Consider the following 22176-nt stretch of genomic DNA (forward strand, 5'->3'; position numbering starts at 1 on the left):
TAACACACCAGACCTGTTGCAATTCAGGTCAGGACCGACTTGTGGAAGGATGACGATGATGAGCCAGAGCCAACAACGCCTCACCGACGACGAGAATGCCACCATGCGCATCCTGTGGGACCGCGGCGGCGCCTCGGTCAGCGAACTCGCCATCGCCACACGTCAGCCGGCCGCGACCACGCTCAACCTGCTGCACGGGCTGCGCCGCAAGGGCGCCGTCGAGCGCCAGCAGGCCGGCCGCGATACCGTCTACCGACCACGCCTCAATCGCGAGACCGCCCGCACCCATGCACTTGGTCGCCTGTTGTGCGGCGACAGCACTGCCGCCGATAACGGGCTGGGCGTCGTCGTACTGCGCGAAAGCGATGTCGACCCGAAGGACTGGGCCGACCTGCAAGCCGAGATCGCCCAGCGCCGCAAGGCCTGACGCCGAAACGCCGACCGGACTATTGTGCCGCCAGAAAGGCCCGCATGTCGGCGACTGTCTGGTCCGGCGCTTCCTCATGCACCACATGCCCCAGACCGGGATAGGTGATCAGCTGTGCCTGCGGGATCGTGGCTGCCATCAGGGGGCCGTGCGACGGTGGCACGACACGGTCGGCCTCGCCCCACAGGATCAGGGTAGGCACATCGATCCGGGCCAGGTCGGCGGACGGTTCCGGCAGGGTGAAAACTTCCAGCCGCTCAATCATCGCCTCGCCGACGCCGTCGCCCTGCATCAACGCATAGACGCGGTCTGACATGCCCTCCGGCATGCGCGCGGCATCGCCGAACAGGGCTTGTGTCGCAGCATGGATCACCGGTTGCGGCGCCTGGGTCAGATAAAAGCGCACCGGCATTGGCACCGCCACCGGTTCCTCCGTCACGCCATTGATCGAATAACCACCGGGCGCCAGCAGGACGAGCCGGTTGACCCGGTCCGGATGCGCCACCGCCAGCCGCCAGCTCGCCAGCCCGCCCAGGGAATTGCCGACCAGCGTGGCCTCGGGAATATCGAGTTCTGCCATCAGCTGATCGAGGAACTCGACCGTTTGCGGCACGGAATAACGGGATTGCGGATCCGGTCCGGTCAGACCGTGCCCCGGCAAGTCCATGCGGACCACGCGATAATCGGCCGACAAGTCGGCCGCCCAGGCATCCCAGCTCTCCAGCGAGTGCGAGAAACCGTGCACCATGACCAGGACCGGGGCATCGTCCGGCCCGTCAATGCGGACCCGCGTCATGACCCCGTCAACATCGACCAGACGGTCGCTTTCACCCCACCAGGGCGAGTCGATCATGACCGGGATTGCCGCGACGCCGATGTCATCGCCGACCGGGTCGGGCGCGTCCGCATTTTCCCGCTGCAACCAGAAAACAACGAGACCGGCCAGCAAAGCCAGACCGAGCAAAAGACCGATGACCAGACGCATGGCAAACCTCATCGCAAAAACAAAATGAACGGCGGCACCCGGAGGGGCGCCGCCGCAGGATAGCCCGGTTCCGGCGAACGGGGGAGGTTCCCGTCCGCCGGACAAGCCGGATCAGTAGCGCCAGGTCAGGGTCGCCGTGAAGGTCCGCGGCGGACCGTAATAGGCAACCAGCGTGCCCTCGGCGCCGAGTTCCGGAGCCAGGGTCGTGTTGTTGACGAAGTCATAGCCGGAGACCTTGTATTCTTCGTCGGTCAGGTTGCGACCATGCAGGCCGAACTGCCAGTGACCATCATCACCTTCCCAGACAGCCGAGGCGTTCCACAGCGTGTAGGAACCCTGGTCAAGCAGCGGGAAGGGGAATTCGAACTGGCTGGACGCCCCGCGATGACTGATCGTGTTGATCACCGACAGGTCACCGCCACGCATCGGCGTGATGTAGGTCAATGTCGCCGACGCCGTCGTGTCCGGCGTGTTCTGGATTACGACGTCATCGGAAACATCGACACCGAAGGCGTTGATGAACTGGTCATATTCACCGTCCAGCAGGCCAACGGCCCAGCCCAGCGTCATGATGTCGCCAGCGCTGAACACGTCAGTGCCGAGATCGAGTGAGCCTTCATACTCGATACCGCGAATGGTCGCGGCACCGGCATTGGTGGTCACGCCGGTGAAGCTGTCATTGACTCCGTCATTGTCGGTATCAATGCCGACCGAACCCGGGACCTGGATGTCGGTATAGTCCATGTTGAAAACGGCCAGGCTGTGGCGATAGCCATTGCCCTGGTATTTCCAGCCGATCTCGATGCTGTCGACCGTTTCCGGATCAAAGCTCATGAACTCATAGATTTCGTCCGCCTCGACCGTGCCATTCTGGTCGAAGTCCGGGGCGCCGGTCGTCTGGGCGCGCGGGTCGAAACCACCGCCCTTGAAGCCCTGCGAATAGGTCAGGTAGAAATTATTCGCGTCATTGGGCTGCCAAGCGAGCGATGCCGTCGGGGAGAAATCATCCCAGGAATTCGTGCCCTGGAAGTCCGACGTCGTTGCAATCGAGAACCCGCTACCACCGAAGAATTCCGAGAATCCACCCAGATAGGTGCGGCGCAGGACGCGCGAGGTGCGCTCGTCCTCGGTATAGCGACCGCCGAGGGTCAGCGAGAATTCGTCGGTCAGATCATAGGTGAAGTTGGCAAACACCGACCAGGTCTTGGTGTCCACTTCGCCGAAGGTCTGGGCGTTGAGACCGGCCAGGACATTGTCCAGCAGCACGTCAAACACCGTCATCGCACTGGCATCGAGATAGTAATAGCCAACCAGGCCGTTCAGGCGCTCGCCGGAATAGAGCAGCTGGAACTCCTCGGAGAACTGCTCGTTGTCGTAGATCGCCGGAACATCGAGATCGCCCGAGGCCAGATTGTCGAAATCGATCGGCGTGACCGAGGTGTCGGAACGATCAGCAAGGATATTGCGGACGGTCCAGTTGTCGTTGATCTGCCATTCGGCCGTCAGGGCAAGACCGTCGCCTTCAACTTCCTGGTCGACCACATTCAGGCCGGCGCGGGTATCATGCACATCCGACAGAACCGGCGCGCCGGACAGGGCACCGGCCGTCAGGCGGTGACCGCCACGGGCATTCGACGTGTCGGAGACATTGTCATAAGCCAGACGGACAAAGAAATTATCCGTCGGTTCCCACTCGGCCGAAACGCGATAGCCGAAGACATTCTTGTCGTAATTGTCTTCGCCGGTGGTCAGGTTGTCGCCGAAACCGTCACGGGTGAAACGGCCCATCGAGCCGCCGACGCGGAAAGTGTCGGTCAAGGGCGCGCTGCCGGACAGCACGGTGTCGAGCTGGCCATAGCTGCCAATGCCGAGGCGGGCCGTCATGGTCGGCTCGTCGGCATCGATACGGCGAGTGACGTATTTGACAGCGCCACCGATCGTGTTGCGACCGTAGAGCGTGCCTTGCGGACCGCGCAGCACTTCGATCCGATCAACATCATAAATGTCGAGCACGGCGCCTTGCGGACGGTTCAGGTAGACGTCGTCGACATAGATACCGACACCGGCTTCGAAACCGGCAACCGGGTCCTGTTGGCCGACACCGCGGATGAAGGCGGACAGCGTCGAATTGGTACCGCGCGACACTTCCAGCGTGATATTCGGCGTGGTGTCGGCAATCGCGACAATGTCGAGTGCCCCCATGCGCTCCAGGTCCTCGCCGGACATGGCGGACACGGACAGCGGCACGTCCTGCAGTGTTTCTTCGCGGCGGCGGGCGGTGACGGTGATGACGTCACGGCTTTCCGACGCGCCATTGTCCTGGGCGACGGCGGGTGCCGCAACCAGGGCTGATGCGGCAACCGTGCTCAACAGAAGCGCGGTGCCCGTCAGGGTCTTGAAGTGTTTCATGAGATACTCCCCTCGATGGTCTGTTTTGATGTCGCCTGCGCCAGGGCCTGGCGGGCGAAGGATTTGACCGCGTCGACAAATTCTTCCGGTTGCTCGAGGTGCGGTGCATGCCCGGAGTGGGCGAACCCGTGCGCCGTGGCGGCGGGCAGGGTTTCGACGAGATAGCGGCTCGTCTCCGGGCCATAGGCATCGCTGCGTTCGCCAAAGGCGATCAGCGCCGGGATGGCCATTCCCGGAAGGCTTGCGCGCAGATCCTGCTGCGCCATCGACGCCCACAAATCCGCCATGGCATCGGCGTTGCGGGCTGTCAGTAAAGTCAGGGCATCGGCCACGATCTGCGGCTCGCGGGCGGCGCGATCCCGGGCGAACATGCGCGGCGCAAAGGCGGCGGCGTAGGCCGGCCAGTCGGCGCGCATGGCGGCGGTGGCGCGGACGGAGGCTTCCACATCCATGCCGCTCGACATGCCCAGCGCCCAACTCTCATCATTGAGAATGCGCGGACTCATATCCTCGATCACCATGCCGGCCAGCCGGTCGGACCCGTGGCGTTCGATCATCGACCACAGGACGGTGGCCCCCATCGACCAGCCCAGCATCACGACCCGGTCGAGACCGAGCGCGGTGAGAAACTCATTCATGTCATCGGCAAGATCGGCAATCGAAGCCGCGCCTGCGCCTGCCGGCGTCTCGCCATGGCCGCGCAGGTCCGGCACCAGAACCCGGTGCTCGTCGGCCAGCCGATCCGCAATCGTATCGAAAAATTCGCTTGAGGCGGCCCAGCCATGGACCAGAACCAGCGCCGGACCCTGACCGAGATCGCGATAGGCCATCACGGTGCCGTCACGCAGCGTCAGGTGCTGCGCGCGGCGCCCACCCTCGTCTGATCTGTGCGGCTGCGCTTCGGCCACGTTGCATCTCCCCTCGACCGTCCAATTTTCGCTGGATCGTGTCATATTGATTTAGGAGCCATTTTGTGAAAACTGAATCATATGTCAACTTCTGAAACGAGCACGGTCGATAAAAGACCCAAAACCGCCCGCGGTCTGAGGACCCGGAACAAGCTTCTGGAGGCCGCCGAGGGCGCCTTCGGAGAGAACGGGTTTCATGCCACCTCGATCGGCGACATCACGCGCCGGGCCTCGGTGGCACTGGGAACTTTCTATGTCTATTTCGACTCCAAGGACGAGATTTTCCGCGCCCTCGTCGCCCATATGGGCGAGATGACACGCGGCTGGATCGCCGAACGTGTCAAAGGCGCGCCGGACCGGCTGGAAACCGAGCATCGCGGCCTCGTCGCCTATATCGAGTTCGCCCGGGCCCACCCGAATCTCTATCGCATCATCGAAGAGAGCCAGTTCGTCGCGCCGGACGCCTACAAGGCCCACTATGACGTCTTCATGGAGCGCTATCAGCGCAATCTGGAAGAGGCCGAGGCACGCGGCGAAGTGCGGGCAGGAGACCAGGGCAAACGCGCCTGGGCCCTGATCGGCATGAGCGTGTTCATGGGTCTGCGCTTCGGCATCTGGGAGCGTGACCGCGACCCGGAAGACATCGCCCGCGTCGTCTCGGACCTGATCGCCAACGGCCTGAAGCCATGACAGATACCGGCGCAGCACCACCGCTCCTCATTGACCGCGGCGGCACAATCGTGCGGCTGCGGCTGAACCGGCCACGGCGCGGCAATGCGCTGACACCGGAGCTGCTGGACGCGCTCTGTGTGGCTCTGGCCGATTGCGGTGACGCGCGCGCCGTCATCCTGACCGGCGAGGGTCGGGCCTTCTCCAGCGGCGGTGATATCGGCGAGTTTCACGCCCGAACCGGCGATCTGGCTCAGCTGGAGGCCTATGGCGACCAACTCGTCAGCGCCCTCAACCGGGCCATCCTTGCCCTGCGGGCCCTGCCCTGCGCCAGCATTGCCGCCGTCAACGGGCCGGTAACCGGCGGCGCGATCGGCCTGATGCTGGCCTGCGATGCCGTCCTGATGCGCCGCGACGCCTTCATCCAGCCCTACTACGCCAAGATGGGCTTTGCGCCCGATGGCGGTTGGACCGCCCTGATGCCGGAGCGGATCGGCAGCGCCAGAACCGGCGCCTGGCTGGCCCTGGACGACCGCGTCAGCGCCGTCGCCGCCTTCGAAATGGGCCTGGTCGACCGCCTCGCCGGGGCCGGCAGCTTCGACGCTGCATTGACCGACATCATCACAACGCTCGCCGCCCACGATCCCGCTGTCGCCACCACCAGCCGCCGCCTGCTTGATGCCCGGCAGGGCCGCGATCCGCTCGGTGACCGGCTCGACCGCGAGCGTGCGGCCTTCTGCGACCTGCTGGTACGGCCGGAGACCCGGTCGCGCATGGCGGCCTTCCTCGCACCACACCGGGAGGCGGTTCGCTGATGGATATCGTCACCGACATCACTGCCCGCCGCGCAGCCCTGACACCCGATCGCCCGGCCTTCCACGATGTCAAATCCGGCGAGATTGTCAGTTTTGCCGCACTCGAGGACCGCTGCGCCCGGGCCGCGACGCTGCTGGCTGATCGCGGTGTCGGCCCCGGTGACCGGGTTGCCATCCTGTGCCGCAACCGGGTGGAATTTTTTGAGGCCCTGTTCGGCTGTGCCAAGCTGGGCGCCATTCTCGCGCCATTGAACTGGCGCATGCCGGCCCGTGAACTGGCCGACCTGCTCGCCGATTGCGCGCCGAGCCTGTTGTTGACCGGTGCCGAGGACGCAGCGACTGCGGCCGAGGCCGCGCAGCCGCACGGCACGCCGCTGCTTGACCTGGAGCAGGATTGGCCCGCAGCCCGGAACGCCGCCGAACCACACCCCGGCCGGCCGGCCTGGCCCGGCGAGGAGACCTGGTATCTGATCTACACGTCCGGCACGACCGGGCGCCCCAAGGGCGTGATCCAGACCTATCGCATGGCGTTGGTGAATTACGTCAACATCTCGCAAGCCATCGGCCTGCGCGACGGCGATGCCAGCCTCAACTTCCTGCCGCTCTTCCATACCGCCGGCATCAATCTGCACACCTTGCCGGTGCTGATGGCCGGCGGCCTCAACCATATCCTGCCGGGTTTCGAGGCCGGCGCCGTGCTCGACCTGATCAATACCGGCCGGCTTGATGTCATGCTGTGTGTGCCGGCGGTCTATCGCGAGCTTGCCCTGCATCCCGATTTCGCCACCACCGACCTGACCCGGCTGCGCCACTGGGCCTGTGGCGGTGCGCCGATGCCGGACGTGTTGATCGAGCAATTCGCGGCCCGCGGCGCGGTCGTGTGCAATGGTTTCGGCATGACCGAGACCGGCCCGACCGCCTTCCTGATGGACCGCGAACACGCGCTCGACAAGATCGGTTCGGTCGGCAAGCCGCAACTCCTCATCGATGCCCGCATCGCAACGCCGGAGGGCGTGCCGCTGCCGGCCGGCGAGACCGGCGAGGTGCAGTTTTTCGGTCCCGGTCTGACACCGGGGTATTGGCATTGCGACAGTGAGACGGCCCAGCTCTTCACGCCCGATGGCTGGCTGAAAAGCGGCGATCTGGGCCGGTTCGACGATGAGGGCTATTGCTATATCGCGGGCCGGATCAAGGAGATGTATATCTCCGGCGGCGAGAATGTTTATCCGGCCGAGGTCGAGAACGTGCTCGACGAACACCCCGCCATCCTCGAAGCCGCCGTCACCGGCATCGCCGACGAGAAATGGGGCGAGGTCGGCTGCGCCCATCTTATCCTGCGCGAAGGCCAAAGCGTCAGCGACGAGGCGCTGCGGGCCTGGTGCCGCGAGCGCATGGCCGCTTACAAGGTGCCGCGCCATTTCCTGCGCAGCACCGACTTTCCGCGCACCGCCGCCGGCAAGGTCCAGAAACATCTTCTGCCTCGCCCGGAGGGGGTGCGATGACCCCCACCAAGCCGCGGCCGACAACCGCTCATATCGTGCTGGACAAGACCTTCAGCCAGGCCGATTTCGACGCTTTCGCGCGCCTGTCCGGCGATGACAATCCGATCCATGTCGATCCGGATTTCGCGGCTGGAACCCGGTTCGCAAAAACCGTCGCCCACGGCGCCCTGCTGTGCTCGGTGTTGCGCGGGCTGGTGGCGCAAATCCGTCCCGGTGCCCGGCAGATCCGCCAGGACACACAGTATCCGGCCCCCAGCCCGGTCGGCGAGCCCCTTCGTTTCGAGGCCGAAACAACCGGCGAAACGCCTGACGGTATGGTGATCGCCCTGAAAGTCACCCGCCTCGGCGATGGGGTGGTGACCTGTCTCGGCCAGACCGAGGTCACCGCATGAGCGCCGCGCTGACAATCGGCCAATCAGCGCAGACGCAGCGCCGCTTCACGCCCGCCGATGCCGCTGAACTGCACGCGCTCGCCGGCGCCCCGCCGGAAACCGACCACGTGCCGGAACCTCTGATCAACGGTCTCTTCTCCTACCTGCTGGGTGTCGAACTGCCGGGCCAGGGGACCAATTATCTCAAGCAGGAAACCCGTTTCCTGGCCGACGCCCCGTTCGGCGACCCACTCATCGCCCGGGTCGAAATCACCCGCCTGCGTCCGGACAAGCAATTGGTCGACCTGGCCACGACCTGCACGACGTCCGGCGGCGTCAAAATCGCCGACGGCCGCGCCCTGGTGCTGGCGAAAGACGTGGCCGGCGCTTTCAACACGCCTGTCTGAACAGGCCTCCAGCGCCACAACCTCCACGCTGCATTGCGCTTTTTCCGGTTCGCGGCCAATCTGCCGCGCCATGACCGCCCTCACCGCAACGCGCCCGCAGCGCCACGGCCAGACCCGTCTCGACCGCGATATCCTGATCGTCGGCGGTGGCCATAACGGCCTCGTCTGCGCCGCCTACCTGGCCAAGGCCGGCCTCAAGGTGACCGTGCTGGAACGCCGGGACGTTGTCGGCGGCGCGGCCGTCACCGAGGAATTTCATCCCGGTTTCCGCAATTCGGTGGCCAGCTACACCGTCTCCCTGCTCAACCCGAAAATCATTGCCGATCTCGACCTGCACGGGCATGGCCTGGAAATCGTCGAGCGGAAGATCGGCAATTTCCTGCCCCTCGAGCACGGCCGATACCTGTTGGCCGGCGACGGGCTGACGCGCGACGAAGTCGCGAAATTCTCAACCCGTGATGCCGAACGACTGGCCGAATATGGCGCCCGGCTGGAAGTGGTCGCCGACACGCTACGCTCGCTGGTGCTGGAAACCCCGCCCAACCTGTCCGAGGGCAGCTGGCTGGGCGCGCTGCCGGAGATGATGAAAGCCGCCAATCTGGGCGGACGGCTCGGCGCCATGTCGATGACGGCACGGCGCGACCTGCTGGACCTGTTTTCAAAATCCGCCGGCGACTGGCTCGATGGCTGGTTCGAGAGCGACGCCATCAAGGCCCTGTTCGGCTTTGACAGCATTGTCGGCAATTTCGCCAGCCCCTACACGCCCGGCAGCGCCTATGTGCTGCTGCATCATTTGTTCGGCGAGGTGAATGGCAAGAAGGGCGCTTGGGGTCATGCCATCGGCGGTATGGGCGCGATTACCCAGGCCATGGCCCGTTGCTGCGAGGCGCGCGGCGTCGAGATCCGCACCGGCTGTCCGGTCCGCGAAGTGCTGGTCACGGATGGCGGTGCCGGTACGGTGGTGCTCGACAGTGGCGAGCAACTGAGCGCCCGTGCCGTGGTCTCGAATCTCAACCCGAAACTCCTGTTCGGCTCACTGGTTGATCCTGCCGCCCTGCCCACCGATTTCAACGAGCGCATCCGCCACTATAAATGCGGCTCCGGCACCTTCCGGATGAATGTCGCGCTCGACCGCCTGCCCAGCTTTACCGCCCTGCCCGGCCCGGGCGACCACCTGACCGCCGGGATCATCATGGCGCCCTCGCTGGCCTATATGGAACAGGCCTATGTCGATGCCCGCCGCCAGGGCTGGTCGACCTCACCGATCATCGAAATGCTGATCCCCTCAACCCTCGACCCGACCCTCGCCCCCGAGGGCCAGCACGTCGCCAGCCTGTTCTGCCAGCATGTCGCGCCGGAACTCTCAGGCGGCCGCGACTGGGATGATCATCGCGATGAGGTGGCGCAAGTGATGCTCGACACGGTCGAGCGCTGGGCGCCGGGTTTCCGGGACAGCGTGCTAGGCTATCAGGCCCTGACACCGAAGGACCTGGAACGGACTTTCGGCCTCGTCGGCGGCGATATTTTCCACGGCGCGCTCAGCTTGGACCAGCTCTTTTCTGCCCGCCCCGTGCTCGGCCATGCCGACCATCGAAGCCCGGTCAAACGCCTCTACCAATGCGGGGCCGGCACCCATCCCGGCGGCGGCGTCACCGGCGCCCCCGGCCATAATGCAGCCCGCGAAATCCTCAAGGATTTCGGCAAAAGGATGGGTTAGCGCAACAAAAAGCCCCGGACCAGCCAGTCCGGGGCTCTTTCGTGTCGGTGGTGGGAAAGGCCTCAGCCCTTCACGCGCTCGATCGATTCCGAGATCAGCTCGCGCGCCTTGGCGGCGTCGCCCCAGCCGATGACCTTGACCCATTTATTGGGCTCGAGATCCTTGTAGTGCTCGAAGAAATGCTTGATCCGCATCAGCTGGGCTTCCGGGATATCGTCGGGCTCATTGACCTTGCCATAGAGCGGGGAGAGCTTGTGGTGCGGGACGGCGAGGATTTTCTCGTCCATGCCACTCTCGTCTTCCATCAGGAGAACGCCAATCGGACGGGCGCGGACGACGCAGCCCGGCACCAGCGTGGTGTGGCCGACGATCATCACGTCGATCGGATCGCCATCTTCCGACAAGGTGTGCGGCATGAAGCCATAATTGCACGGATAGCTCATCGGCGTGTGCAGGTAGCGATCGACGAAGAGCGTGCCGGCATCCTTGTCCATCTCGTACTTCACCGGCTGGCCGCCCACCGGGACCTCGATGATCACATTGATGTCTTCAGGCGGATTTTCGCCCGCGGAGATTTTGTCGATCCGCATCCTGTGCTCCTTGCGGCTGGTCCGGGCGAGGTTTTACGCCCAAATGCTGGCGCGACCAATGCCCGTGTTGCGCCGCAATATCAATTCTCAAGGTCACAAGAAACGGCAAATCAGGCGGTCTGGCTGTCATTCGCGGCCGCCAGCGCGGCGCGCTCCCGCTTGACCACTTCCTCGCCGCGCAGATGGACGAAATGTCCCCGCTCTTCCGGCCAGCCCGCCAACAGTCGGCGGGCGACACGCGAGCCGGTCTCGGCCGCATGCGCCTCGATCAGGGTCAGGCAGCGGCGCTCGCCCTCGCCTTCCAGATCAAAGGCGAGCACGGTCTCGCGATTGAGGCGGGCATCGAGACGGCGTTCCGGATCATAGACGAAGACATCGCCGCCGGTCATGCCGGCGGCAAAATTATCGCCGACCGGGCCAAGAATGACGGCGGTGCCGCCGGTCATGTATTCGCAGCCATTGGTGCCACAGCCCTCGATCACCGCATCGGCGCCGGAATTGCGCACGCCGAAGCGCTGCCCGGCACGACCGGCCGCCAGGAGCCGGCCCGCAGTGGCACCGTAAAGACAGGTATTGCCGATGATGGCGTGTTCCTCATTGGCCTCGGTCGCGCCGCCATAGGGCCGCACAATGATGCTGGCACCGGACAGGCCCTTGCCGACATAGTCATTGGCATCGCCATCAAGCTCGATGCGCAGCCCCTTGGCGGCGAAAGCCCCCAGCGACTGACCGGCCGAACCGCGCAGGCGCAGGGTGAGGTGATCAGTACCCAGCCCGTCCAGACCGAAGCGGGAGACAATCTCCGACGAGGTCCGCGTGCCGACGGCGCGGTCGGTATTCTTGACGCCATAATCGAGCTGCATCTTCTCGCCGCGATCAAAGGCCGGGGCCGCATCCTCGATAATCTGTTCGTCGAGCGCCGGAGCGACAGGATTGCGCAGGCTGCGGGTCGAGCGTGCCGGACGCTCCACCGCATCGGCCCGCGACATGATCGCCGAGAGGTCGAGATCGTCGAGCGATTCCGAACCGCGCGAGACCTGGTCGAGCAGGTCGGCCCGCCCGATCACGTCTTCCAGCGACGTGGCACCAAGACCAGCGAGGATTTCGCGCACATCCTGGGCCAGGAAGGTCATCAGGTTGACGACATGGTCCGGGAAACCGCCGAAACGGGCGCGCAGATCATCATCCTGGGTGCAGACGCCGACCGGGCAGGTGTTGGAATGGCATTGCCGCACCATCAGACAGCCCAGCGCGATCAACGAGGCCGTGCCGACGCCGAATTCCTCGGCCCCCAGCATGGCGGCAATGACAATGTCGCGCCCGGTGCGGATCCCGCCATCAGCACGCAGGGTGACGCGCTCACGCAGCCCGTTGAGTGACAGCATCTGGTGGGCTTCGGCGAGGCCGAGTTCCAGCGGACCGCCAGCAAACTTGATTGAGGACAGGGCCGCAGCGCCCGTCCCGCCAACCGAGCCGGAGATATTGATGATGTCGGCATTGGCCTTGGCCACGCCGGCGGCGACAGCCCCGACACCGGCGGCCGCGACCAGCTTCACACCGACCCGGGCGGTCGGATTGATCTGCTTGAGATCATAGATGAGCTGGGCCAGATCCTCGATCGAATAAATGTCATGATGCGGCGGCGGCGAGATCAGGCTGACGCCCGGCGTCGCCAGTCGCATGCGGGCGATGAATTCGGTGACCTTGAAGCCGGGCAGCTGGCCACCCTCACCGGGCTTGGCGCCCTGGGCGACCTTGATTTCCATCTCGCGGCACTGGCCGAGATATTCCGCCGTCACGCCGAACCGGCCGGAGGCGATCTGCTTGACGGCGGAGTTCATGTTGTCGCCATTGGGCAGCGGCTTGTAGCGGGCCGGATCCTCGCCACCCTCGCCGGACACCGATTTGGCACCGATCCGGTTCATCGCCACATTCAGCGCGCCATGCGCTTCCGGCGACAGGGCGCCCAGCGACATGCCCGGCGTCACGAAACGGCGACGGATGCCATTGATCGATTCCACCCGGTCGAGCCCGACGGCCGGGCCGATGGGGCGCATGTCCATCAGATCGCGAAGCTGGATCGGGCCCTGGTCACGGATCGCGCTGCGATAGGATTTCCAAGCCTTGGCATCATTGCCGCGCACGGCGGCCTGCAGGGCGCTGATCACCGGCGCGTTGAGCGCATGGCGGTCGCCACTGGAACGCTGGCGATAGAAGCCACCGATCGGCAGGCGCGCCTCGTCATCGCGCCAGGACTTGCGATGCAGCTCCACTGTCCGCACTTCCAGGCCCGGCAGGCCGATGCCGGAAATCCGGCTGACCACGCCCGGCAGATAGGCTTCGACCAGGGCGCGTGACAGGCCGAGAACCTCGAAATTGCAGCCGCCCCGATAGGAGGAAATGATCGAGATCCCCATCTTGGAGAGGATTTTCAAAAGCCCGCCATCAAGCGCCGCCTTGAGGCGACCGGCCCGGGCGCGGGCCCAGCTTTCGCCGCCCACGCTTTCGCGTCCGGCCGTCACCGTGTCGAAGGCGAGATAGGGGTTCACCGTGGTCGCGCCGAGCCCGATCAGCACGGCGGCATAATGGGCGTCAAAACACTCCCCCGCCCGCACATTGAGCGAGCAGAAATTGCGCAACCCCTCGCGGGTCAGGGTCGAGTGGACGGCACCGGCCACCAGGATCATCGGCAGGGCCGCATTTTCGGCATCCTGTCGGTGATCGGTGAGCACGAGATGGGCAGCACCATCCCGGACGGCGGCGACACATTCGCGGATCACATCATCAATGGCCTGGCGCAGAACCTGACCGTCGCCTGAGGCCGCCACGACCGGCAGCAAGCAATCAATCTCCTTGACCGCACCGCCCATATGGCCGCGCCAGCGTTCATATCCGCCATTGGTCAGGATCGGGCTGTCGAGCACGAGCACGCTCGCGCGTGCTTCGCCCTGGCCGAGAATGTTTCCCAGATTTCTGAAGCGGGTCTTCAGTCCCATCACCCGGCCTTCGCGAAGCGGGTCGATGGGCGGATTGGTGACCTGGGAGAAATTCTGCCGGAAGAAGTGCGAGAGCGGGCGATAGTTCTCAGACAGCACGGCCAGCGGCGCATCATCGCCCATCGAGCCGACCGCCTCCTTGCCATCCTCGGCCATCGCCTTGATGACCAGTTCTATATTCTCGAAGGTAAAGCCCGATGCCGCCTGGCGCCGCGTGCGGTCATCCTCGCTGAAAATCTGGTCTTCCGATCCCGGTCCGACGACGGATTCAAGATCCTCCATCTCGCCGAGCCAACGCGTATAGGGGTGCTGTTCCGACAGCTCGTTGAGGATGTCCTGCTCGCGGTAGAATTTGCCTTCGACGATATCGAGCGCGATCAGGCGGCCCGGCGTGATCGAACCGCGCTCGGTGACGGTCACCGGATCAACCGGCGCCATGCCGGTTTCCGAGCCGGCGACGAAGACGTCGTCATTGGTCAGGGCATAGCGCATCGGCCGCAGGCCATTGCGGTCGAGACCGGCAATCGCCCAGCGACCGTCAAAGGCGGCAATCGCGGCCGGCCCGTCCCAGGGCTCCATCACCGCATTGCAATACTCATACATCCGGCTCCAGCCCTCGGGCATGACATCGGCCCGCTTGGACCAGGCTTCCGGGATAAGCAGCGTCTTGGTCATCGGCGCCGAGCGGCCGGCGCGAACCAGGATTTCAAAGGTCTGGTCGAGCGCGGCACTGTCCGAGGCCCCCGGCTGGATCACCGGTTTCACATCGCTGATGACATCGGCAAAGGCCGTCTCGGCGATGTGGACCTCATGGCTCCGCATCCAGTTGATATTGCCGCGGATCGTGTTGATCTCGCCATTGTGGGCCAGCATCCGGAAGGGCTGGGCCAGCCGCCACTCCGGGAAGGTATTGGTAGAATAGCGCTGGTGGAAAATGGCGAAGGGCGAGACGAAGTCCGGCGATTGCAGGTCGCGATAAAACGCATCGATATCCTCGGCCCGGAACAGGCCCTTGTAGATGATGTCGCGCGAGGACAGCGAACAGACATAGAGGTCGCGGAGATTCTCCTCACGGGCCCGACGCTCGATGCGGCGGCGGACAATATAGAGCACGCGCTCGACCGCCTCGCTGTCGCGTTCGCGCGGATCGCGGAACAGGACCTGTTCGATTTCCGGCAGGGTGGCGCGGGCCTTGTCGCCCAGAACAGACGTGTCGATCGGCGGTTGGCGCCAGCCGTAAAAGGCAAAACCCTCACGCAGGATTTCCGCCTCGATGATGGCGCGGGCGCGTTCCCGGGCGGCAAAATCGGTGCGTGGCAGGAAGACCATGCCGACAATGACATCGCCGCGCTCGGGCTCGTGGCCGGTGCGGGCCACGGCCGCCTTGAAGAAGTCCTGCGGCACGCCAACGCGCAGGCCGGCCCCGTCACCTGTCAGCCCGTCGGCATCGACGGCCCCGCGGTGCCAGACTGCCTTGAGCGCATCAATCGCCAGCTCGACAATATCGCGACGGGCGCGGCCCTTCATGTCGGCGACAAGGCCGACACCACAGGCATCGCGTTCATCACGCGGATCGATCAGGCCGGCACGAGTGAGGGTTTCCAGCCCCTGGCGGTGGGCGGCTTCGGACCAGGTCTTGTTCGTCATTCGGCCGCTCCCAGAACACGCATACGGTTGTCGAGATAGGATTCGATCGAGCGCGCGGCATCGAGTCCGTCCTTGATCGCCCAGACCACCAGCGAAGCGCCGCGATGCAGGTCGCCGGCGACAAACACGCCGTCAAGACTGGCCATGCGGGTATCCCGATCCGCCTCGACCCGGCCGTCGCGATGCACGGAGAGGTCCGGCGCGTCGAACAGGACGGGGAGGTCTTCCGGGGTGAATCCGAGGGCCGAGATCACCATGTCGGCGGGCCGGTCCCAGGTCTTGCCGGGATCGGGCTCGGGGGCGCGGCGTCCCGACAGGTCGGGCGCGCCGAGGCGCATGCCCTGGACGCGGACGGCTGAAATGGCATCGCCCTTGGTCAGGACGGCGAGCGGGGCGGAGAGCCATTCGAACACGACCCCCTCCTCCTCGGCATGTTTCACTTCGCGGGCCGAACCGGGCATGTTGGCGCGGTCGCGGCGATAGAGGCAGGTCACGGATTTGGCGCCCTGGCGCACGGCGGTGCGGACACAGTCCATCGCCGTATCGCCGCCGCCGACCACGACGACATCCTTGCCCTTGGCATCGAGCACACTGTCATTGGCCGCCGGGTCGCCCAGATCATCGCGATTGGAGCGGGTCAGGTAATCCAGCGCCGCCAGCACCCCGTCACCGGAGCCCGGACAGGTCAGCAGGCGGGCATTATAGACCCCGGTTGCCAGCAGGACCGCATGATGTTCGGCCCGGATCTCGTCCAGCGTCGCGTCTCGGCCGACCTCGAAATTCATCTTGAAGGCAATACCGCCCCGGGCCAGCCGGTCGAGCCGACGCTGGACAACGGACTTTTCCAGCTTGAAGCCGGGAATGCCATACATCAACAGGCCGCCGGCGCGGTCGGCGCGCTCGTAGACGGTGACCGCGAACCCGCTCTCGCGCAGCCGTTCTGCGGCAGCAAGACCGGCGGGGCCGGAGCCGATGATGGCGACGCTCTGACCGCGTTCAGGGCCGGGTTTGAGCGGCTCGACCCAGCCTTCTTTCCAGGCGGTATCGGTGATGTATTGCTCGACGGCACCGATCGTCACGGCGCCGTGCTTGGACTTTTCAACCACGCAGGAACCTTCACACAGACGGTCCTGCGGGCAGATGCGGCCACAGATCTCCGGCATGGTCGAGGTTGCGGCGGAGGCGTCATAGGCCTCTTTGAGACGATCTTCGCCGGCCAGCATCAACCAGTCGGGGATATTGTTCTGCAAGGGACAGCCGGACTGGCAGAAAGGGACGCCGCATTGTGAACAGCGCGAGGCCTGGCCGGCCGCGGCCTCGGTCGAGAAACCGCGATAGATTTCATTGAAATCCTTGCGCCGTTCGCTCTCCGAGCGCTTCTCCGGATAGGCCTGGTCGATGTCCACAAATCTGAGCAATCCTGCCCCCTTCACACAGCCGAAAGTTCGCTAATGCAGCACAGACTTCGCATGCGCACAAGTCGGAGCCTGTGCGGCGAATTGGCATTTTATGCCCTGAAAGTGGAATTCAGGGAATGGATTTCCACGAATTATGACTTGATACCGCCACCACGGCAAATACTTGGCATCCCGTGGGGTGGCCGCCCGACCCGAGCGCGCAAGAATGATGCAAGCCTGCTCGCCAATGTGGCAGATTGGGGATCATCAGCGCGACGACGCGGGCGAGACGTGCCCTCCGGGCGCAATTTGCAGAACCAATGCCCGCTGGCAACACGCCCGGTCACGATTGCGTGCCACCGGCTTTCATCCGCCAAAACGCCTTGCCCCGCCTCGCCTTCCCCCCCAAATTCGCAGCATGGCCGTCTCCCACCCCTACTCGCCGCTGATCGACAGTTTCGGTCGCCAGATCCTCTATCTGCGCCTGTCCGTCACGGACCGCTGCGATCTGCGCTGTGTCTACTGCATGAAAGCGCAGCCGGACTTCCTGCCGAAATCGGAGCTGTTGAGCCTGGAAGAGCTGGAACAGGTCGCCGGCGCCTTCATCGCGCGCGGCGTCCGCAAGATCCGCATCACCGGCGGCGAACCCCTGGTGCGGCGTGATGTGGTCAGCCTGATCGAACGGCTCGGCGCCCGTCTGGGTCAGGAAGGCGGCCTCGACGAGCTGACCCTGACCACCAATGCCACCCAGCTGCCGCGCTTTGCCGAACGCCTCGCTGCTGCCGGCATGATGCGCATCAATGTCTCGCTCGACACGCTGGACGCCGAGCGCTTTTCCCGCCTGACCCGTGGCGGCCGTCTCGCCGACACGCTGACCGGCATCGCAGCGGCCAAGGCTGCCGGTCTCAAGGTCAAGATCAATGCGGTCGCCATGAAGGGCGAGAATGAGGACGAACTGCCCGACCTCATCGCCTGGGCGCATCGCCAGGGCCATGACATCACCCTGATCGAAGTCATGCCGGTCGGCGATGTCGGCACCGATCGTTCGGTCCAGTTCCTGCCGCTGAGCGCGGTCCGGGATCGCCTCGACCAACGCTGGACCCTGACTCCGCTGGATGAAACCACCGGCGGGCCGGCGCGTTATCATCATGTCGCGGAGACTGGCGGCAAGCTCGGCCTGATCACGCCGCTGACCGGGAATTTCTGCGCCGGCTGCAACCGCGTCCGCCTGACCTGCACCGGCCAGCTGCATGCCTGCCTGGGACAGGAGGGCAGCGTCGATCTGCGCGGCGCCCTGCGCGAGCACGGTGTCGCCGGCCTGCATTCAGCCTTGGAGGCCGCCGTGGCCGCCAAGCCGGAAGCGCATAATTTCGACGTCAGCCCGGGGGCCAAACCTTCGGTGACACGGCACATGGCCATCACGGGAGGCTGATCCATGCAGGTTCATATCCGCTATCTGGCTGCCCTGCGCGACCGGCTCGGCGCGGGCGAAACCACGCTCGACCTGCCCGGCGAGATCACCGACAGCGAAGCGTTGATCGCCCATCTCACATCCGCTGACGTTGCAGCCGCCGCGCTTGCAGCACCGGAAATCCGCCTGATCCGCAATGACCGCATCGTCACCCGCCCCAGCCCGCTGGATGATGGCGACCGGCTTGCCTTCTGCCCGCCCTTCACCGGAGGCTGACCCATGACGACGGACATCCTGGTCACGCCTGATCCGCTCGACGCAGCGGCCCTGATCGCCGCCCTGACAGGAACCCATCCCGATGACGGCGCGATGGCGAGCTTTGTCGGCCAGGTCCGCGCCGAGCCGGGCCTTGAAGCGCTCGAACTGGAACATTATCCCGGCGTCACCGAAACCGCCCTGACCGAGCTTCGCGAACAAGCCATCAGCCGCTGGTCGCTGAGCCAGGCCCTGATCCATCACCGGGTCGGCCGCATGGCCATCGGCGAGACCATCGTGGTGGTCGCCGCCAGCGCCCCGCACCGCCGCGCCGCACTGGAGGCGGTCAGCTTCCTGATCGACCGGCTGAAGACCGAAGCGCCGTTCTGGAAGCGGGTCCACACAAAGGACGGCAGTCACTGGGTTGCGGCCCGTGACAGCGACACATCAGCATCGCAATACTGGCGCGACCAGATCGCGCAGGAGGATGCCTGATGAGCGACGAGACCCGGCTCGGCTTTGCCGTAATGACGATTTCCGACACGCGCGATGCGGCCAGCGACAAGACCGGTCCCTGGCTGCGCGAACAGATCGCCGCCGCCGGTCACGCCATCATCGACCATGGCATCGTGCCGGACACGATCGAGACCATACGCGCCCGCCTGCAGTCATGGCTCGATGATCCAGCGATACATGCCGTGATCACCACCGGCGGCACCGGCCTGACCGGGCGCGATGTCACGCCGGAGGCGATCCGACCGATGCTGGACAAGGAGATCGACGGCTTCTCCGTCGTCTTCCACCAGATTTCCTTCCAGTCGGTCGGCGTCTCGACCCTGCAATCGCGGGCGCTGGCGGGCATTGCCAAGGCGACCTATGTGTTTGCCATTCCCGGCTCGATGGGCGCCTGCAAGGATGCCTGGAACGGGATTTTGCGGCATGAATTCGATGCCACACACAAGCCCTGCAACCTGGTCGAAATCCTGCCGCGCCTGGGAGAAAGTTGATGTCGTCACTGACCCATCAGGATGAAGAGGGCCGCGTGCGCATGGTCGATGTCGGCGACAAACCCGTCACCCGCCGCACCGCCTCGGCCAGTGCCCGCATCGAGATGAGCGCCGAAGCCTTTGCCGCCGTGCGCGACGGCCAGGGTCCCAAGGGCGATGCCTGCCGCACCGCCGAGCTGGCCGGCATCATGGGCGCCAAGAAGACATCCGACCTGATCCCGCTCTGCCATCCGCTGCCGATCACCAAGGTTGAGCTCGCCATCGAACCTGTTGCCGGCGAGACCGCCTTTGCCATTACCGCCACCGTGCGCACCGACGGCAAGACCGGCGTCGAGATGGAAGCGCTGACGGCCTGTTCGGTCGCGGCGCTGACCCTCTATGACATGGCCAAGGCGCTCGACAAGGGCATGCGCATCACCGCGATCCAGCTGGACAGCAAGCGCGGCGGCAAGTCCGGCGACTGGCAGCGCGAGACGACGACGCCGTGATCCCGCTCTCCGACGCCATAGCCCGCGTGCGGGCCGGTCTCACGCCGATTGAGGTCGAGACGGTCGGCCTTGGCGAGGCGGCGGGCCGGGTGCTGGCCGAAGCGGTCACCGCCGGTCTCACCCAGCCGCCCTTCCATGCCTCGGCGATGGATGGTTATGCCGTACGTTCCGGTGATCTCGGCGACAATCCCGTCACCCTGCCGCTCGATGGCGAATCCGCCGCCGGTCATGCCCTCGACCGTCCGATCCGTCCCGGCAGCGCGGTGCGTATCTCCACAGGCGCCGCCCTGCCCGACGGCGCAGACCAGGTCGTGATCCAGGAGAACACGACGCGCACCGGCGACCAGATCACCCTGCAGGACCCGCCCCAGCCCTGGCGCCATGTCCGCGCCAGCGGCGAGGACTTCACCACCGGCCAGACCCTGCTGGAAGCCGGATTGCGCCTGACCGCGCCGCGCCTGGCGCTGGCCGCCGCGGGCGGTGCCGCTTCGCTGCGGGTCCGCCGCCAGCCGCGCATCGGCGTGTTGGCCTCGGGCGACGAGCTGGTCGCCGCCGGTGCCCCGCCCGGTCCCGGCCAGATCATCAATTCCAACGGCCCGGCCCTGATGGCCCTGCTGAATGCCTGGGGCGCCATCGCCATTGATCTCGGCATCGCTCGCGACACGCCGAGCGCGGTCCGAACGGCGCTGGAACAGGCCCGCGATCTCGACCTTCTGGTCACGATCGGCGGTGCTTCGGTGGGGGATCATGACCATCTGCGCCGGGTCTTCGCCGAGATGGGCGGCACGCTCGCCTTCGACAAGATCGCGCTGAAACCGGGCAAGCCGACCTGGTTCGGACAGCTGCCGGGCCTGCCGGTGCTGGGCCTGCCAGGCAATCCGGTTTCCGCCCTTGTGGTCGCCGAACTGGTCGTGCGCCCGGCGGTCGAACGTCTGCTGGACGAAACGCCGCGCTCGCGCCTGCGCCCGGTGCGGCTGATGGTCGACCTGCCCGGCAATGGGCCGCGCGAGACCTGGATTCGCGGTCGTTTCGATGCCGAAACGGGCCGTGTCCGCCCCTCCGGCAGTCAGGACAGCGGCCTGATCTCGGCCCTGGCCCGGGCTGAGCTCCTCATCCCGCGCGCCGTCGACGCGCCGCCGACACGGGCGGGCCAGATGATCAATGTCCTGCTGCTCGACTGAGCCACAAGACCGCCAGCGGACCTGGCGGCATGACACGCGCGACACACCTGCCTAATCTGCCCCGACGCCAATCATCCGGGAGCGCCCCCCTTGCCGGGCACTGATACTAGCTTCTCCGACCCCATCGCCCAGCCCTCGGTCGTCGACCAGCTGGCTGCGCGCATCCGCGCCCGCATCCTGGCCAATGAGTTCAAGCCCGGCGAAGCCCTGCGCCAGGAGACACTGGCCGACGCCTACAAGGTGTCCCGCATGCCGGTCCGCGAAGCGCTGCGGCGGTTGGAAGTGGAGGGCCTGGTAGTCTTCCAGCCCAATCGCGGCGTCACCGTCTCGCCTGTCTCCGTCGACGAAATGGCCGAGCTGTTCGATATCCGCCTGCAACTGGAACCCGGCCTCTTCGCCCACGCCATCGAGCGCGCCAGCACCGCCGACATCGCCGCCGTCGAGACCATCCGCGCCCGCGAAACCGCCGCCCTGGCCGAGGGCGACACCGCCCGCTTTGGCGCCCTCAACCGCGACTTCCACGCCGCCCTGCACGCCCCGGCCAACCGCCCGCGCACGCAGGTCATCGTGCAATCCCTCAACCAGCACATAGATCGCTATGTGAGGCTCCAGCTCGCCCTCACCCCCAACGCCCGCAAGACCGCCAACACCGAACATGACGGCCTGCTGGACGCGATGAAGTCCCGCGACCCCATCGCCGGCGCCAATCGCATGACGCAGCATATCGTGACGGCGCGAACGGCGCTGGTGACGGCGTTTGAGGGATAGGTTTCCGCCCCCTTTCCTCCCCTCTCATTTTTCCCGGAGGCGCGAAGCGCCATCCGGGACCGACGGGAGGCTCATCGCTTGCCGGAGGAGGCGGTGGGTCCCGGATCTCCGCCCGGCTCAGGGCCGGGCCTGCGTCCGGGAAAAATGAGGGTGGGTTTGGTTTGAAAGGGCGGTGCCATGACGACCGTCCTTCTCCCCTGGGAGAAGGTGGCCCGAAGGGCCGGAT

20 protein-coding genes are annotated in these 22176 nt (G+C 65.5%); 14 read left to right on the forward strand and 6 right to left on the reverse strand.

Annotated elements, in window-relative coordinates; genetic code table 11:
- Window positions 1–58: 58 nt before the first annotated feature.
- On the forward strand, window positions 59–427 hold the full coding sequence (locus C7435_RS08755) for a BlaI/MecI/CopY family transcriptional regulator (RefSeq protein ID WP_158025517.1): 369 nt from the start codon (window positions 59–61) through the stop codon (window positions 425–427).
- Between the two features lie 19 nt (window positions 428–446).
- Here the strand turns inward: C7435_RS08755 and C7435_RS08760 are convergent, their stop codons facing one another.
- The 3 genes from C7435_RS08760 to C7435_RS08770 all read right to left on the reverse strand — a co-directional run bounded on the left by C7435_RS08760 (window position 447) and on the right by C7435_RS08770 (window position 4729).
- Complete coding sequence (locus C7435_RS08760; protein ID WP_121210957.1) at window positions 447–1412, reverse strand: alpha/beta fold hydrolase; 966 nt, start codon at window positions 1410–1412, stop codon at window positions 447–449.
- 111 nt (window positions 1413–1523) lie between these two features.
- Window positions 1524–3821, reverse strand: coding sequence for a TonB-dependent receptor (locus C7435_RS08765; RefSeq protein ID WP_121210959.1), 2298 nt, complete (start codon window positions 3819–3821; stop codon window positions 1524–1526).
- Entirely contained in the window at window positions 3818–4729 is a 912-nt protein-coding gene (locus tag C7435_RS08770) for an alpha/beta fold hydrolase (RefSeq protein WP_170150411.1), read from the reverse strand. Before C7435_RS08770 ends, C7435_RS08765 begins: the two co-directional genes overlap by 4 nt.
- An 81-nt stretch (window positions 4730–4810) precedes the next feature.
- On the opposite strand from C7435_RS08770, the gene C7435_RS08775 reads away from it, so the two are divergent.
- The 6 genes from C7435_RS08775 (at window position 4811) to C7435_RS08800 (ending at window position 10210) form a co-directional block, all read left to right on the forward strand.
- Window positions 4811–5419, forward strand: coding sequence for a TetR/AcrR family transcriptional regulator (locus C7435_RS08775; protein WP_075188472.1), 609 nt, complete (start codon window positions 4811–4813; stop codon window positions 5417–5419).
- Window positions 5416–6213 carry an enoyl-CoA hydratase/isomerase family protein gene (locus C7435_RS08780; RefSeq protein WP_121210963.1) on the forward strand — a complete coding sequence of 266 codons (798 nt, stop codon included), beginning with the start codon at window positions 5416–5418 and terminating at the stop codon, window positions 6211–6213. Before C7435_RS08775 ends, C7435_RS08780 begins: the two co-directional genes overlap by 4 nt.
- Window positions 6213–7715 carry an acyl-CoA synthetase gene (locus C7435_RS08785; RefSeq protein ID WP_170150412.1) on the forward strand — a complete coding sequence of 501 codons (1503 nt, stop codon included), beginning with the start codon at window positions 6213–6215 and terminating at the stop codon, window positions 7713–7715. The genes C7435_RS08780 and C7435_RS08785 overlap by 1 nt, the downstream gene beginning before the upstream one ends.
- Window positions 7712–8107 carry a MaoC family dehydratase gene (locus C7435_RS08790; protein WP_121210967.1) on the forward strand — a complete coding sequence of 132 codons (396 nt, stop codon included), beginning with the start codon at window positions 7712–7714 and terminating at the stop codon, window positions 8105–8107. The genes C7435_RS08785 and C7435_RS08790 overlap by 4 nt, the downstream gene beginning before the upstream one ends.
- Entirely contained in the window at window positions 8104–8493 is a 390-nt protein-coding gene (locus C7435_RS08795) for a hotdog family protein (protein WP_121210969.1), read from the forward strand. Before C7435_RS08790 ends, C7435_RS08795 begins: the two co-directional genes overlap by 4 nt.
- A gap of 70 nt (window positions 8494–8563) precedes the next feature.
- Window positions 8564–10210 carry a phytoene desaturase family protein gene (locus C7435_RS08800; RefSeq protein ID WP_121210971.1) on the forward strand — a complete coding sequence of 549 codons (1647 nt, stop codon included), beginning with the start codon at window positions 8564–8566 and terminating at the stop codon, window positions 10208–10210.
- A gap of 62 nt (window positions 10211–10272) precedes the next feature.
- Here the strand turns inward: C7435_RS08800 and ppa are convergent, their stop codons facing one another.
- From ppa to C7435_RS08815, 3 genes are all read right to left on the reverse strand, one after another.
- Complete coding sequence (gene ppa / locus C7435_RS08805) at window positions 10273–10800, reverse strand: inorganic diphosphatase (protein ID WP_121210973.1); 528 nt, start codon at window positions 10798–10800, stop codon at window positions 10273–10275.
- 110 nt (window positions 10801–10910) lie between these two features.
- On the reverse strand, window positions 10911–15443 hold the full coding sequence (gltB, locus tag C7435_RS08810; protein WP_075188465.1) for a glutamate synthase large subunit: 4533 nt from the start codon (window positions 15441–15443) through the stop codon (window positions 10911–10913).
- Window positions 15440–16861 carry an NAD(P)-dependent oxidoreductase gene (locus tag C7435_RS08815; RefSeq protein ID WP_075188464.1) on the reverse strand — a complete coding sequence of 474 codons (1422 nt, stop codon included), beginning with the start codon at window positions 16859–16861 and terminating at the stop codon, window positions 15440–15442. Before C7435_RS08815 ends, gltB begins: the two co-directional genes overlap by 4 nt.
- A 397-nt stretch (window positions 16862–17258) precedes the next feature.
- Between C7435_RS08815 and moaA the strand changes: the two genes are divergently transcribed.
- From moaA to C7435_RS08850, 7 genes are all read left to right on the forward strand, one after another.
- Window positions 17259–18272 carry a GTP 3',8-cyclase MoaA gene (gene moaA / locus C7435_RS08820; protein WP_121210975.1) on the forward strand — a complete coding sequence of 338 codons (1014 nt, stop codon included), beginning with the start codon at window positions 17259–17261 and terminating at the stop codon, window positions 18270–18272.
- Window positions 18273–18275: 3 nt separating this feature from the next.
- Window positions 18276–18527, forward strand: coding sequence for a MoaD/ThiS family protein (locus C7435_RS08825; protein WP_075188462.1), 252 nt, complete (start codon window positions 18276–18278; stop codon window positions 18525–18527).
- A 3-nt stretch (window positions 18528–18530) separates the two neighbouring features.
- A complete protein-coding gene (locus C7435_RS08830; RefSeq protein ID WP_121210977.1) occupies window positions 18531–19001 on the forward strand; it encodes a molybdenum cofactor biosynthesis protein MoaE in 471 nt (156 codons plus the stop codon).
- A complete protein-coding gene (gene moaB / locus C7435_RS08835) occupies window positions 19001–19513 on the forward strand; it encodes a molybdenum cofactor biosynthesis protein B (RefSeq protein ID WP_121210979.1) in 513 nt (170 codons plus the stop codon). Before C7435_RS08830 ends, moaB begins: the two co-directional genes overlap by 1 nt.
- Window positions 19513–20001 (forward strand): cyclic pyranopterin monophosphate synthase MoaC, encoded by a 489-nt coding sequence (gene moaC, locus C7435_RS08840; protein WP_121210981.1) that lies wholly within the window; start codon window positions 19513–19515, stop codon window positions 19999–20001. Before moaB ends, moaC begins: the two co-directional genes overlap by 1 nt.
- Window positions 19998–21182 (forward strand): molybdopterin molybdotransferase MoeA, encoded by a 1185-nt coding sequence (locus tag C7435_RS08845; protein WP_233350723.1) that lies wholly within the window; start codon window positions 19998–20000, stop codon window positions 21180–21182. The genes moaC and C7435_RS08845 overlap by 4 nt, the downstream gene beginning before the upstream one ends.
- A 90-nt stretch (window positions 21183–21272) precedes the next feature.
- Window positions 21273–21950 (forward strand): GntR family transcriptional regulator, encoded by a 678-nt coding sequence (locus tag C7435_RS08850; RefSeq protein ID WP_121210985.1) that lies wholly within the window; start codon window positions 21273–21275, stop codon window positions 21948–21950.
- The last annotated feature ends 226 nt before the right edge of the window (window positions 21951–22176 follow it).

It is taken from the genome of Maricaulis maris (genome assembly GCF_003634045.1).
Taxonomy (GTDB): Bacteria; Pseudomonadota; Alphaproteobacteria; order Caulobacterales; family Maricaulaceae; genus Maricaulis; species Maricaulis maris.

Bases quoted from the DNA above. Each gene is read 5' to 3' on its own strand.
- C7435_RS08755 (WP_158025517.1), top strand. From the start codon at position 59: ATGAGCCAGAGCCAACAACGCCTCACCGACGACGAGAATGCCACCATG.
- C7435_RS08760 (WP_121210957.1), bottom strand. From the start codon at position 1,412: ATGCGTCTGGTCATCGGTCTTTTGCTCGGTCTGGCTTTGCTGGCCGGT.
- C7435_RS08765 (WP_121210959.1), bottom strand. From the start codon at position 3,821: ATGAAACACTTCAAGACCCTGACGGGCACCGCGCTTCTGTTGAGCACG.
- C7435_RS08775 (WP_075188472.1), top strand. From the start codon at position 4,811: ATGTCAACTTCTGAAACGAGCACGGTCGATAAAAGACCCAAAACCGCC.
- C7435_RS08780 (WP_121210963.1), top strand. From the start codon at position 5,416: ATGACAGATACCGGCGCAGCACCACCGCTCCTCATTGACCGCGGCGGC.
- C7435_RS08785 (WP_170150412.1), top strand. From the start codon at position 6,213: ATGGATATCGTCACCGACATCACTGCCCGCCGCGCAGCCCTGACACCC.
- C7435_RS08790 (WP_121210967.1), top strand. From the start codon at position 7,712: ATGACCCCCACCAAGCCGCGGCCGACAACCGCTCATATCGTGCTGGAC.
- C7435_RS08795 (WP_121210969.1), top strand. From the start codon at position 8,104: ATGAGCGCCGCGCTGACAATCGGCCAATCAGCGCAGACGCAGCGCCGC.
- C7435_RS08800 (WP_121210971.1), top strand. From the start codon at position 8,564: ATGACCGCCCTCACCGCAACGCGCCCGCAGCGCCACGGCCAGACCCGT.
- ppa (WP_121210973.1), bottom strand. From the start codon at position 10,800: ATGCGGATCGACAAAATCTCCGCGGGCGAAAATCCGCCTGAAGACATC.
- gltB (WP_075188465.1), bottom strand. From the start codon at position 15,443: ATGACGAACAAGACCTGGTCCGAAGCCGCCCACCGCCAGGGGCTGGAA.
- moaA (WP_121210975.1), top strand. From the start codon at position 17,259: ATGGCCGTCTCCCACCCCTACTCGCCGCTGATCGACAGTTTCGGTCGC.
- C7435_RS08825 (WP_075188462.1), top strand. From the start codon at position 18,276: ATGCAGGTTCATATCCGCTATCTGGCTGCCCTGCGCGACCGGCTCGGC.
- C7435_RS08830 (WP_121210977.1), top strand. From the start codon at position 18,531: ATGACGACGGACATCCTGGTCACGCCTGATCCGCTCGACGCAGCGGCC.
- moaB (WP_121210979.1), top strand. From the start codon at position 19,001: ATGAGCGACGAGACCCGGCTCGGCTTTGCCGTAATGACGATTTCCGAC.
- moaC (WP_121210981.1), top strand. From the start codon at position 19,513: ATGTCGTCACTGACCCATCAGGATGAAGAGGGCCGCGTGCGCATGGTC.